We start from the raw sequence: 12133 nt of genomic DNA, 5'->3' as shown, positions 1-12133 counted from the left end.
GTTGTCGTTAGCCGGCCTGTTGCTGTCGGGAGTCGCGGTCCTGCCGACCGCTCTGGGCAGTTCTGCCGAAGGGCAGCCGCTAGCAATGACGACATCGTCCATTGCGCCGCCGACCAAAATGCCGGTCGTCACGAAGGAGTCGATCACGTTCGGCGCCTATGATCCGCACGGAGATTTAGGCGCCTCACCCGATTCGAAGATCGAACACCTTTTCCTGCCCTGGGAAGATGTCGATCTGGGCACGCTCGCCCTCGCCGACGATTATGCGCAAGCGCGTGGCCGCACCCTGCTGATCTCGGTCGAGCCCTGGACCTGGTCGACCGGTTCGCGCCAAACCTCGCAGGAACTGCTGCACAGCATCCTGGACGGTTCGCGCGATGCGAACATGGCCGCCGTCTGCTCGACTGCTGCCAAGCTGAAAAGTCCGGTCATCATTCGCTGGGGTCAGGAAATGGACGAAACCGACAGCCAGTTCTCCTGGTCGCATTGGCAGGGCGACGATTATGCCAAGGCCTATCGCCGGATGGTGGAGGTCTGCAAGGTCCACCTGAAGACGGCCAAATACATGTGGTCACCGAAGGGCAATGAGGGGCTTCAAGCCTTTTATCCCGGCAACGATGTCGTCGATCTTATCGGGCTCTCGGTCTTTGGCCTGGAGCAATACGACAGGGACAAGACTGGCCGTGACCAGACGTTTGCCGAGCACCTTGCGCCCGGATACGCCCGTGTCGCCGGTTACGGCAAGCCCATCATGGTTGCCGAACTCGGATACGAAGGCGGCGATTCCTTCGTGCGAAACTGGGCTGAAAGCGTAACGAAACGCTATCCCCAGTTCCCGGCGCTCAGCGCCGTTATCTACTTCAACGACCGTGAAGTCTATCCGTGGCCGGACGGCTATGGCCGCCCCGACTGGCGGATCGTCCGCGAAAGCATCAATTGAACAAGAAGGAACCTGAACATGTCCATGCTTCAAAAAATGTTCCTGGCCGTGGTCCTGACCGGCGGTATCGCCACGGCCGCGTCCGCTGCCGAAACCAATGAGCCTGCGGGGATCGAGACCGCAAAGCCGATGAGCAGCGCGGAAATCTATCGGCTTTACAACCAGAATTCCTGGATGTGGAAAGCCGGCGCCGGCTACTTCTCCGCAAAGGCGCGTCGCTTTACCGCCTGGTCGCGGGAAAATGGCTCGCCGTCCTTCGGCATGGGCCGCTGGTTCATCACGGAGTCGGGTAAACTCTGCTTCAACGCCGACTGGCACGCCAAGACCGGAACGGCGACGGCAATCACCTGCTTCAGCCACCGCAAGAAGGGCGGCCTGATCTATCAGAAACGCGAACCGGACGGTCAATGGTACCTTTTCAAGAGCGCACCGGCACAAGCCACCGACGAATTCGCAAAGCTTCGCCGCGGCGACTACGTGAGGTCTCAATTGGGGGGAATTGAGATGAGCGTCAGTAAGACCAGATAAAGGCGAAGCTAGGGGTTGCGCGCGGCCGAGGCGCCATCTGTGTCCTTTAGGAGCCGATGCCTGCGCGCAACCCTTTTCATAAAAGATCACGAAGCGCCTTCAAAAGGCGGCGAACGGACGGCCGGGGCAGCTGGAGCGGGTGAAGGGAATCGAACCCTCGTATTCAGCTTGGGAAGCTGCTGCTCTACCATTGAGCTACACCCGCGATGAAGCGAGATTTCCAACAGATGGGGGCCGCTGTCAAGTCGCGGCGGTCGGGAAGGCTCAGATGCGGAAGTGCTTCGAGAGTTTGAGGCCCTGGGCCTGGTAGTTCGAGCCGAGACCGGAGCCGTAGAGGCTGGCGGGCTTTTCCTGCATATGTTCGTAGACGAGGCGGCCGACGATCTGGCCGTCTTCGAGGATGAAGGGCACCTCGTGGCTGCGCACTTCGAGCACGGCGCGGCTGCCGCGCCCGCCGGCCGGCGCATGGCCGAAGCCTGGATCGAAGAAGCCGGCATAATGGACGCGGAATTCGCCGACCAGCGGATCGAACGGGGTCATCTCGGCTGCATAATCCGGCGGCACGTGCACCGCCTCGCGCGAGACGAGGATATAGAATTCATCGGGATCGAGGATCAGCTCGTTGCGGCCGCGGCTGTGGAGCGGTTCCCAGAAATCGAAGAGGTCGTGCTCGGCCTTCTTGTCGACGTCGACGACGGCGGTGTGATGTTTGCCGCGATAGCCGATCAGGCCGTCCTTGTCTCCGGCGAGGTCGATCGACAGCGCGATGCCGCCGCCAGAAATGTTGGGCAGCTTGCTGGCAACCAGCGTTTCGCTTTCATGTAGCTTCAACAGTTCCGGCTCGCCGAGCAGGGAATGGCCGACGCGGAAACGGATCTGCGACAGGCGCGAGCCGCGGCGCACGACGATCGGGAAGGTGCGCGGACTGATTTCGAGATAGAGCGGGCCGGAATAGCCTGATGGGATCTTGTCGAATTCCTGGGCGTAATCGGTGATAACGCGGGTGAAGATATCGAGGCGCCCGGTCGAGCTCTTCGGATTGGCCGAGGCTGACATGTCGGCCGGCAGCGCCAGGCTCTCCATCAGCGGCACGATATAGACGCAGCCGGTTTCGAGCACCGCCCCCTCGGTAAGGTCGATCACATGCAGGCTCAGCCGGTCGAGCTTGTCGGACACCAGATGCGAGGGGCCGGGCATGAAGCTGGCACGCACGCGAAAAGCCTTGCCACCCAATCGCAGGTCCAGGCTTGCCGGCTGGATCTGGTCGCGGTCCAGCTCCCGCTCGGAGATCAGACGCCCCGTTTCGAACAGCGCGGAGATCGCGCGATCCGCCAGAATTCCCGTTTCGCGAGCCATCATGCCTCATCCATCATTTGCCGCCGACAAAACCAAACTCGGGGAATTGACGCAAGCAGCTAACAGCAGTATTGCAGAATTATCCCGTGGTGATTTGGCCGGTCGGCTTGCAGCCACGTTAAACAAGTGGCTAAAAAGACCGGGTTGAAACCGGTCTGCTTTTGCGACCGGTTTTTTTGTTATGTGAAGGTGATGGCATGAGCAAGACCTGGCGCCCGGCAACCCAACTCGTCCACGGTGGCACGCTGCGTTCGCAATATGGCGAGACGTCCGAGGCAATCTATCTCACCCAAGGCTTCGTCTACGAGACGTCGGAGGCGGCCGAAGCCCGCTTCAAGGGCGAGACGGAGGGCTTCATCTATGCCCGCTACGGCAGCCCCACCAACGACATGTTCGAAAAGCGCATGTGCATGCTCGAAGGCGCTGAAGACGCCCGCGCCACCGCTTCCGGCATGGCCGCCGTCACCGCGGCGATCCTCTGCCAGCTGAAATCAGGCGATCATATCGTCGCCGCGCGCGCCCTGTTCGGCTCCTGCCGCTGGGTCGTCGAGACGCTGGCGCCGAAATACGGCATCGACTGCACGCTGATCGACGGCCGGGATCTGGCCAACTGGGAAAAGGCGATCACGCCGAAGACCAAGGTGTTCTTCCTGGAAAGCCCGACCAACCCGACGCTCGAAGTGATCGATATTGCAGGCGTCGCCAAACTGGCCAACCAGATCGGCGCCAAGGTCGTCGTCGACAATGTCTTCGCCACGCCACTCTTCCAGAAGCCGCTGGAGCTCGGCGCCCATATCGTCGTCTATTCCGCCACCAAGCATATTGACGGCCAGGGCCGCTGCCTCGGCGGCGTCGTGCTTTCCGACAAGGAATGGATCGACGAGAACCTGCACGATTATTTCCGTCATACCGGCCCGGCCATGTCGCCGTTCAACGCCTGGACTTTGCTGAAGGGCATTGAGACGCTGCCGCTGCGCGTGCGCCAGCAGACCGAGAATGCCGCAAAGATCGCAGATTTCCTGGCCGAGCAAGGCAAGGTCGCCAAGGTGATCTATCCCGGTCGCAAGGACCATCCGCAGGCCGATATCATCGCCAAGCAGATGACCGGCGGCTCGACCCTGGTCTGCTTCGAGCTGAAGGGCGGCAAGGATGCGGCCTTTGCGCTGCAGAACGCGCTTGAGATCATCAAGATCTCCAACAATCTCGGCGACAGCAAGAGCCTGATCACCCATCCGGCAACGACGACGCACAAGAACCTGACGGAAGAGGCACGCACCGAACTCGGCATCTCGCCTGGTACGGTCCGCCTTTCGGCCGGCATCGAGGATACCGACGACCTGATCGAGGATTTCGCGAAGGCGCTTGCCAAGGTATCGGCCTGATTTAGGAATAAAGGCGGCCGGACCCCACCCGGGTTCGGCCGGATCTCACCAAGGTGAGGCCGTGCCGGACCTCACTGGGTGAGGCCGGGGGAACAAGTTCGCTCGCCGCGGCGTTCCGAAACGGAATTAACACTGACAATTAGGCTTAACGATCGAAAACCCCTCGGATCACAGCCATTTCAGCGATGATAATTGTTCCGTTTCTTGACGGACAGGGCCTCTTATAAGATACGGGTAACATATCTTGACTAAGGTGCAAGGCATGTATCGCGCCCTCACAAGAGAGATCGAAGTAGTCGTCGAGCCGTTCTATCTGGAGGAGCAATCCGATCCGGAAGACGATCGCTATGTCTGGGGTTACCGGATTGTCATCAGCAACAATTCCGGCATAGCCGTTCGGCTGGTCAATCGTTACTGGAACATCACCGACCAGAACGGCCAGGTGGACGAGGTGACTGGTCCCGGCGTCGTCGGCGAGCAGCCGCGGCTCAGGCCCGGCGACACCTACGAATATTCCTCTGGCTGCCCGCTCGACACGCCCTCAGGGCTGATGTTCGGCCATTACCAGATGGAAACGGACGACGGCGAGATGTTCGATGTCGACATCCCCGCCTTCTCGCTGGATTCGCCTGGGCTGCTGCGCGTGCTTAACTGAGGCGCATCAATTGAGACGTCATTTTCCGTCAGCGCCACGTTCCTGAGATCTTCGACGCCCGGGGCGAAGGGGCATGCCGCAACATCTCGACTCCCTCTTCTCCCCAGCGGGGGAAGGTGCCCGTAGGGCGGATGAGGGGGCCGGCGAAGCCGGTCTTTCCAACAACATCCATGCAGGTTTCGGCCGCGATGACACCGTCTCGACCATGTTCAGGGCGGCGGGGCACACGGCATTGCCGTCGGAGTGCCGGAATGGGTTTTATGTGAAGGATGTGCCGTGTGGCCCCCTCATCCGCCTGCCGGCACCTTCTCCCCGCTGGGGAGAAGGGACTTGGGGCAGCCATCAATGCAAACCGAGCCTATTCCGCCGGCTGAAGCTCGGCCGGCTCGAAGTGGTAGGTGGTCGAGCAGAATTCGCAGGTCACGGCGATTTCGCCATCTTCCTGGCTGGCCTCGATCTCCTCGGCCGAAAAGCCCTTGAGCACGCCCTTGATCTTGTCGCGCGAGCAGCTGCAGCGGTCGAAAACGGCGCGCGGTTCGTAGACGCGCACGCCGCGCTCGTGGAACAGGCGGAACAGCAGCCGCTCGGTGCCGACCAGCGGATCGGTCAGTTCATCGGCGTCGATGGTCTCGACCAGCGAACGGGCTTCGAGCCAGGCATCGTCCTCGCCATGCGGGCGGCTGCCGGTGTCGCCGTCGCCGCCGTGCAGATCCGGCTGGCGCATGCGCTCCGGCGCTTCCGGCAGGAACTGGGCGACGAGGCCGCCAGCCCGCCAACGATGGCGCGGCTTGCCGGCATCGTCGCGATCGAAGAGCTCGGCCGCGGCAAGACGGACGCGCGTCGGGATCTGTTCCGACTGGCGGAAATAGACGCCGGCAATTTCTTCCAGCGTAGTGCCGTCGAGCGCGACAATGCCTTGGTAGGGCTGGCTGAACTTGCCCTGGTCGATGGTGAAGGCGAGAATGCCTTTGCCGAGCAGTTGCTCCGGCTCGGTTTCGCCTGACTCGATCGCCTTGTTGAGCAGCGCCTGATCGAAACGGGCATAGGCGCGGACGTTTTCCGGCGTCGAGAAATCGGCGACGAGAAGATCGACCGGGCCGTCGCCCTTGGTCTGCACCGTGAACTTGCCGTCGAACTTCAGCGAGGTGCCGAGCAGCACCGTCAGCACGACGACTTCGGCAAGCAGCCGGGCAACGGGTGCGGGATAATGATGGCGCTCGAGGATCGCATCGAGCATAGGGCCGAGCTGGACGGCGCGGCCGCGCACATCCAGCCCCTCCACCTGGAAAGGGACGACATGGTCATCGCCGGCGAAATCGAACTGGCCGAGGGCGGCTGCAGCTTCTGCCATGGCTTTCACTCCTAGTTTCCGAGCGATGGGCCAGCGTGCCCTTCGCTCGCGCGGTCGCGAGTTTGTGACTCGCGACGTCCGATTATGGTTCAGATCGCGCCCAGGCACCAAGCAAGAATCGACTTCTGCGCATGAAGACGGTTTTCCGCCTCATCGAAGACTACGGATTGCGGACCGTCGATCACTTCGTCTGTCACTTCCTCACCGCGATGAGCGGGCAGGCAATGCATGAACAATGCATCATTGCCGGCTTTCGCCATCAAGGCCGCGTTGACCTGATAAGGCTGGAAGACATTGTGACCCCGGGCCCGATGTTCCTGATTCATGGAGACCCAGGTATCGGTCACCACGCAATCGACGCCGGCGACCGCACGGTCGGCATCATGGCAAAGCATGATTTCGGCGCCCTCATTGCGGGCCCAGTTCAGATAGTGATCCTTTGGCTCCGAGCCAAGGGGCACGGCCATGTTCATGCGATAGCCGAAACGCGCGGCACCCTCGACCAGCGAATGCAGCACATTGTTGCCGTCGCCGGTCCAGGCGATGGTCTTGCCCTTGATCGGGCCGCGATGCTCTTCGAAGGTCATGATATCGGCCATGATCTGGCAGGGATGGGTGTCATCCGTCAGCGCATTGATCACGGGCACGGTCGCATGCTGGGCAAGCTCCAGCAGCCTGGAATGCTCGGTGGTGCGGATCATGATCGCATCGACATAGCGCGACAGCACCTTGGCGGTGTCGCCGATCGTCTCGGCGCGGCCGAGCTGCATCTCGGTGCCGGACAGGAACAGCGTTTCGCCGCCGAGCTGGCGCATGCCGACGTCGAAGGAGACGCGGGTGCGCGTCGACGGCTTCTCGAAGATCATCGCCAGCATCTTGCCCGCGAGCGGCTTGTCGCCCGTGCCTGCCTTGAAGGCCTGCTTGCGGGTGAGCGCATCGTTCATGATCGTTCTGAGATCGGCGGATGTGACCGCCGAAAGATCGAGGAAGTGTTTAGGGCTCATATCGTCTACTTACCTGTACCTGTGCTGCGCCCGAAGGCGGCAATTTCTTCAAGCCGTCTTCTTAACCTTGGAAGCGCGGATCCTCTCGGCGGCGCGCTCGACGCGGGCAAGGCCCTCGCGGGCTTCCTCGGCGGTGACCACAAGCGGCGGAAGAAGGCGGATGACGTTGTCGCCGGCGGGCACGCCGAGCAGATGGGCGGCGCGGATCGCCTGCAGCAGTTCGGCTGAGGGAACGGCAGCCTTGATGCCGAGCAAAAGCCCCTCGCCGCGCACGTCTTCGATCACATCGGGATAACGATCCTTCAGCGAGGCGAGACCCTGGCGGAAGACGAGTGCTACGTCGCGCACCTGCTGGAGGAAGCCATCGGCAAGGATGATGTCGAGCACGGCGCTGCCGACGGCCATGGCAAGCGGATTGCCGCCATAGGTCGAGCCATGCGTGCCGGCCTTCATGCCGGAGGCGGCCTCTGATGTGGCAAGGCAGGCGCCGAGCGGGAAACCGCCGCCGATGCCCTTCGCGACAGCCATGATGTCGGGGGTGACGCCCGACCATTCATGAGCGAAGAGCTTGCCGGTGCGGCCGACGCCGGTCTGGACCTCGTCGAGAATCAGCAGCAGGCCGTTGTCGTCGCAGAGCTGGCGAAGCGCCTTCATGAACTCAGGCGTGGCGGGACGGACGCCGCCCTCGCCCTGCACGGGCTCGATGAGGATGCCAGCCGTCGCCTCGGTGATCGCGGCGCGGACCGCTTCGATGTCGCCGAAAGCCACCTGATCGAAACCTGGCGCCTTGGGGCCGAAGCCTTCGAGATATTTCTCCTGGCCGCCGGCGGCGATCGTCGCCAGCGTCCGTCCGTGGAAGGCGCCTTCGAAGGTGATGATATGGAAGCGCTCGGGATGGCCCTTGGAAAACTGATAGCGGCGCGCCGTCTTGATTGCGCATTCGAGCGCCTCGGCGCCTGAATTGGTGAAGAACACCTTGTCGGCGAAGGTGGCGTCCGTCAGGCGCTTTGCCAGACGCTCCTGGCCGGGGATCTCATAGATGTTCGACAGGTGCCAGACCTTGTCGGCCTGCTCCTTCAATGCGCCGACCACATGCGGATTGCTGTGGCCGACTGACGTGACGGCGACGCCGGCGCCGAAATCGAGATATCGCTCGCCGCTTTCGGTGATCAGCCACACGCCCTCGCCTCGCTCGAACCGCAGCGGGGCACGAGAATAGGTGTCATAAAGCGGCGCGGCTTCAGCCATGGCGCGATCTCCATCAAAGTTGCCGGGCAATGACTCCGGCTAAGGAAACCAGGCCCGAAAAATCAAAAATGCCGCCTTGCGGCGGCGAGTGGCACTATTTCCTTTTCGCGCTGCAATGTCAACAAAACGGCGCCCTTAGCGTATGCAGCAAGGGTGTACAGCGGCATTTTCAGTCATCAACAGGCATTATTGCAGAAATGACACGCAGGGGCAGCAAGTTGGGGAAAACTACGAATTCGATTCATCCGGATTCATGCGACTCTTGTCACGGAGTCAGCCTCACACTAGGTTAAAGATCAATTACTAGACTGCATGCGGCGGAACTAGTCACCAAAATTGATCAAGCGTTTCTTGTTTCGGAGCTCCCGGGACAACGGTGAGGGATTCTGCCATCACCAACGCAAAAGGTGGAGACAGGGCATGAACTGGACAGACGAGCGGGTCGAGAAACTCAAGAAGCTTTGGGCCGAAGGACTGAGCGCCAGCCAGATTGCTGCGCAGCTCGGTGGGGTCAGCAGAAACGCGGTCATCGGCAAAGTGCACCGGCTGTGCCTTCCCGGCCGTGCCAAGGCCGGCGGCACCAACACCGCGGCGCGAACGCCGAAGCGCAACACATCGGCGCCGCGCGCACCGAACTACGCCTCCCGGATCACGACCCGCACCGTCACCCGCCAGCAGGGCGCGACGATGCTGAAGGAAGAGATCGAGATCGAAACGATCGAGGAAATGGAATACGTGCCGAGGGGCAACGTGGTGGTGCCGATTTCGCGCCGCCTCGGCCTGACGGAACTGACCGAACGCACCTGCAAGTGGCCAGTCGGCGATCCGCTGAAGGACGACTTCCATTTCTGCGGCTGCGAATCCCCCGACAATTCGCCTTATTGCGGCTATCACCAGAAACTCGCCTACCAGCCGGTGAATGAACGCCGCCGGGCAGCGGCGCGGGCCAGCTGAACGAGCGAACATCGTTTAGAATGCAGAAAGCGGGCCGAGTGGCCCGTTTTTTTATGCGAGTGGATGGAAGCGCTTATTGCGGGATGGCTGCCCCTCACCCTAACTCTCTCCCCGTAAACGGGGCGAGGGGACGTGCCACAGGAGAGGTGGAGGACGGGGAACGGAGACGTCGCAGCGGGTCCCTTCGCCCCGCGAGCGGGGAGAAGGTGGCGGCAGCCGGATGAGGGGCGGTCTATCGCCGCGAACCGGACAGCAGCGGGACAAGCCCGAGCACGACGAAAAAATCGTCGGTCGACTCTGTCAGTAACCAGAACGGAAGCCCTCAGGCTTCCATCGAATAACCGGCGCCGCGGACGGTGCGGATGACGTCTTGCATGTTGGAGAAATTCAGCGCCTTGCGCAGACGGCCGACATGGACGTCGACGGTGCGCTCGTCGACATAGATATCGTGGCCCCAGACGCCATCGAGAAGCTGCGAGCGGGAGAACACCCGGCCCGGCGACGACATCAGGAATTCCAGCAGGCGGAATTCGGTGGGGCCGAGGCGGACTTCGCGGCTCTTGCGATGGACGCGATGGGTTTCGCGGTCGAGCTCGATATCGCCGCATTTCAGCACCGTCGACAGCACCTCGGGACGGGCGCGGCGCAGCATCGCCTTGACGCGGGCAACGAGTTCCGGGGTCGAGAAGGGCTTGACGACATAATCGTCGGCACCCGTCGACAATCCGCGGACGCGCTCGCTCTCCTCGCCGCGCGCCGTCAGCATGATAATCGGCAGGCGCTCGGTCTCGGGCCGCATGCGCAGGCGCCGGCAGAGCTCGATGCCGGAGACACCGGGCAGCATCCAATCGAGGATGAGAAGATCGGGCGTGCGCTCCTGAAGCCTCATCTCGGCTTCGTCGCCACGAAGGATGGTATCGACCTCGAAGCCTTCCGCTTCGAGATTGTAGCGAAGAAGCACGCTGAGGGCTTCCTCGTCTTCAACAACTGCAACTCTCGGGATCATGCGTGTCGGTCTCCTCGCGCATCATCCTTAAATCAGGGGTGATTTAAGCAATTCATCCTGCGCAAATTCAGAAATTGGCTGCGACCTCTTTGCGCGCCCGGACGGGCGCGCACGCAACTAACTATGCGGGCGGTTATTCCGTGACCGCGCCTACGGTGTTGGCGCTGTCGTCCTTCGGACGATCGCCTTCCGGCTGTGCGCCTGTCGTCATGTAAAAGATCGTCTCGGCGATGTTGGTGGCATGGTCGCCGATGCGCTCGATATTCTTGGCGCAGAAGAGAAGATGCGTGCAGCTGGTGATGTTGCGCGGATCCTCCATCATATAGGTCAGGAGTTCGCGAAACAGCGAGGTGTACATCGCGTCGATCTCGTTGTCGCGTTCACGGATCGCATTCGCCTTGTCGGCTGAACGATTGGTGTAGACATCGAGTACTTCCTTGAGCTGGACGAGCGCCAGCTCGGACAGATGCTCGAGGCCGCGGGCGAGCTTACGGGGAACGCCAGTGCTTTGGACGGCGATGACGCGCTTGGCGGTGTTCTTGCCGAGGTCGCCGACGCGTTCGAGATCGGCGGCGATGCGGATCGAACCCATGATTTCACGCAGGTCCGAGGCCATCGGCTGACGGCGGGCGATGGTGACGATCGCCTTGTCGCCGATTTCGCGTTCGGCGTGATCGAGGATCACATCGTCGGAGATGACCTTCTGCGCCAGTGCGGTATCGCCGTTGACGAGGGCGCGGACGGCTTCGCTGACCATCTGCTCGGCCAGGCCGCCCATTTCGGAAATCCGCCTGGACAGGAACTTCAAATCATCATCGTAGGCAGAAAAAATATGTGTCGATGCCATGGGGCTTTATCCTCGAATAACGGGAAGGCTTGGTGTCGCCAAAATCAACCGAAGCGACCCATGATGTAGTCCTGGGTGCGCGGATCGTCGGGATTGGTGAACATCTTGTCGGTGTCGTTCTCCTCGACGAGATTGCCGAGGTGGAACATTGCGGTGCGCTGCGAGACACGCGCGGCCTGCTGCATGGAGTGGGTGACGATGACGATCGTGTAGTTCTCGCGCAACTCGTGGATCAGTTCCTCGACCTTGGCGGTGGCGATCGGGTCGAGCGCCGAGCAGGGCTCGTCCATCAGGATGACTTCAGGGCTGACGGCGACGGCACGCGCAATGCAGAGGCGCTGCTGCTGACCGCCCGACAGGCCGGTGCCGGATTCGTGCACGCGGTCCTTGACCTCGTTCCAGAGGCCGGCGCGCTGCAGGCTGGTTTCGACGATCTGGTCGAGATCGGCCTTCGACTTGGCAAGGCCATGGATGCGCGGGCCGTAGGAGACGTTTTCATAGATCGTCTTCGGGAACGGGTTCGGCTTCTGGAAGACCATGCCGACGCGGGCGCGAAGTTCGACGACGTCAATATCGGGATCATAGACATCGTCGGTATCAAGCGTGATCTTGCCGGTGACGCGGCAGCCGTCGATCGTATCGTTCATGCGGTTGAGGCACCGCAGGAAGGTCGACTTGCCGCAGCCGGACGGGCCGATCAGAGCGGTTACGGTGTTTTCGCGGACGTTCAGGTTCACATCGAAAAGCGCGCGCTTCTCGCCGTAGTATACCGAGACATCCTTTCCGATCATCTTATAAGGGACGTTGCTCATCTTCTGATCCAGCGCCTTTTCAACTGCAGCTTCCGTCAACATATTCATGA

Annotated in this window: 12 protein-coding genes, 1 tRNA gene and 1 riboswitch; of the genes, 5 read left to right on the top strand and 8 right to left on the bottom strand. The window is 61.6% G+C overall.

Going from position 1 to position 12133, the window contains the following annotated elements; translation table 11 throughout:
* The first annotated feature begins 1 nt into the window (after position 1).
* Positions 2-940 (top strand): glycoside hydrolase family 26 protein, encoded by a 939-nt coding sequence (locus HFO71_RS07550; protein WP_221988018.1) that lies wholly within the window; start codon positions 2-4, stop codon positions 938-940.
* 18 nt (positions 941-958) lie between these two features.
* Positions 959-1468: a DUF995 domain-containing protein gene (locus tag HFO71_RS07545; protein WP_221976831.1), complete on the top strand. Its 510-nt coding sequence runs from the start codon at positions 959-961 to the stop codon at positions 1466-1468.
* 131 nt (positions 1469-1599) lie between these two features.
* On the opposite strand, the gene HFO71_RS07540 is transcribed toward HFO71_RS07545, so the two are convergent.
* A tRNA-Gly gene (locus HFO71_RS07540) sits at positions 1600-1673 on the bottom strand.
* Positions 1674-1732: 59 nt separating this feature from the next.
* Entirely contained in the window at positions 1733-2827 is a 1095-nt protein-coding gene (locus tag HFO71_RS07535; RefSeq protein WP_221987760.1) for a 2'-deoxycytidine 5'-triphosphate deaminase, read from the bottom strand.
* A 73-nt stretch (positions 2828-2900) separates the two neighbouring features.
* A riboswitch (SAM riboswitch) is annotated at positions 2901-2979 on the top strand.
* Positions 2980-3021: 42 nt separating this feature from the next.
* Between HFO71_RS07535 and HFO71_RS07530 the strand changes: the two genes are divergently transcribed.
* Both HFO71_RS07530 and apaG read left to right on the top strand, forming a co-directional pair.
* Positions 3022-4206, top strand: coding sequence for an O-succinylhomoserine sulfhydrylase (locus HFO71_RS07530; protein ID WP_131639814.1), 1185 nt, complete (start codon positions 3022-3024; stop codon positions 4204-4206).
* A gap of 262 nt (positions 4207-4468) precedes the next feature.
* Entirely contained in the window at positions 4469-4861 is a 393-nt protein-coding gene (apaG, locus tag HFO71_RS07525; protein WP_077977479.1) for a Co2+/Mg2+ efflux protein ApaG, read from the top strand.
* Positions 4862-5219: 358 nt separating this feature from the next.
* Here the strand turns inward: apaG and HFO71_RS07520 are convergent, their stop codons facing one another.
* The 3 genes from HFO71_RS07520 to HFO71_RS07510 all read right to left on the bottom strand — a co-directional run bounded on the left by HFO71_RS07520 (position 5220) and on the right by HFO71_RS07510 (position 8464).
* The gene (locus tag HFO71_RS07520; RefSeq protein WP_221976835.1) at positions 5220-6212 is read right to left on the bottom strand and encodes an Hsp33 family molecular chaperone; all 993 of its coding nucleotides are present in this window, start codon (positions 6210-6212) and stop codon (positions 5220-5222) included.
* An 89-nt stretch (positions 6213-6301) separates the two neighbouring features.
* Entirely contained in the window at positions 6302-7216 is a 915-nt protein-coding gene (gene argF, locus HFO71_RS07515) for an ornithine carbamoyltransferase (protein ID WP_025393036.1), read from the bottom strand.
* A 48-nt stretch (positions 7217-7264) separates the two neighbouring features.
* Positions 7265-8464 (bottom strand): aspartate aminotransferase family protein, encoded by a 1200-nt coding sequence (locus tag HFO71_RS07510; protein ID WP_221987758.1) that lies wholly within the window; start codon positions 8462-8464, stop codon positions 7265-7267.
* A 420-nt stretch (positions 8465-8884) separates the two neighbouring features.
* Here HFO71_RS07510 and HFO71_RS07505 point away from each other — a divergent pair, with 420 nt between their 5' ends.
* Entirely contained in the window at positions 8885-9418 is a 534-nt protein-coding gene (locus HFO71_RS07505) for a GcrA family cell cycle regulator (protein WP_025393034.1), read from the top strand.
* A gap of 322 nt (positions 9419-9740) precedes the next feature.
* On the opposite strand, the gene phoB is transcribed toward HFO71_RS07505, so the two are convergent.
* The 3 genes from phoB to pstB form a co-directional block, all read right to left on the bottom strand.
* The gene (gene phoB, locus HFO71_RS07500) at positions 9741-10424 is read right to left on the bottom strand and encodes a phosphate regulon transcriptional regulator PhoB (protein ID WP_010068798.1); all 684 of its coding nucleotides are present in this window, start codon (positions 10422-10424) and stop codon (positions 9741-9743) included.
* A gap of 133 nt (positions 10425-10557) precedes the next feature.
* Positions 10558-11271: a phosphate signaling complex protein PhoU gene (phoU, locus tag HFO71_RS07495; protein ID WP_003556199.1), complete on the bottom strand. Its 714-nt coding sequence runs from the start codon at positions 11269-11271 to the stop codon at positions 10558-10560.
* A 44-nt stretch (positions 11272-11315) separates the two neighbouring features.
* Complete coding sequence (pstB, locus tag HFO71_RS07490; protein WP_017958848.1) at positions 11316-12131, bottom strand: phosphate ABC transporter ATP-binding protein PstB; 816 nt, start codon at positions 12129-12131, stop codon at positions 11316-11318.
* Between the last annotated feature and the right edge of the window lie 2 nt (positions 12132-12133).

Source organism: Rhizobium laguerreae, assembly GCF_019778565.1.
GTDB classification, from domain to species: domain Bacteria; phylum Pseudomonadota; class Alphaproteobacteria; order Rhizobiales; family Rhizobiaceae; genus Rhizobium; species Rhizobium laguerreae.
This window is presented reverse-complemented; position numbering and strand designations above follow the sequence as displayed.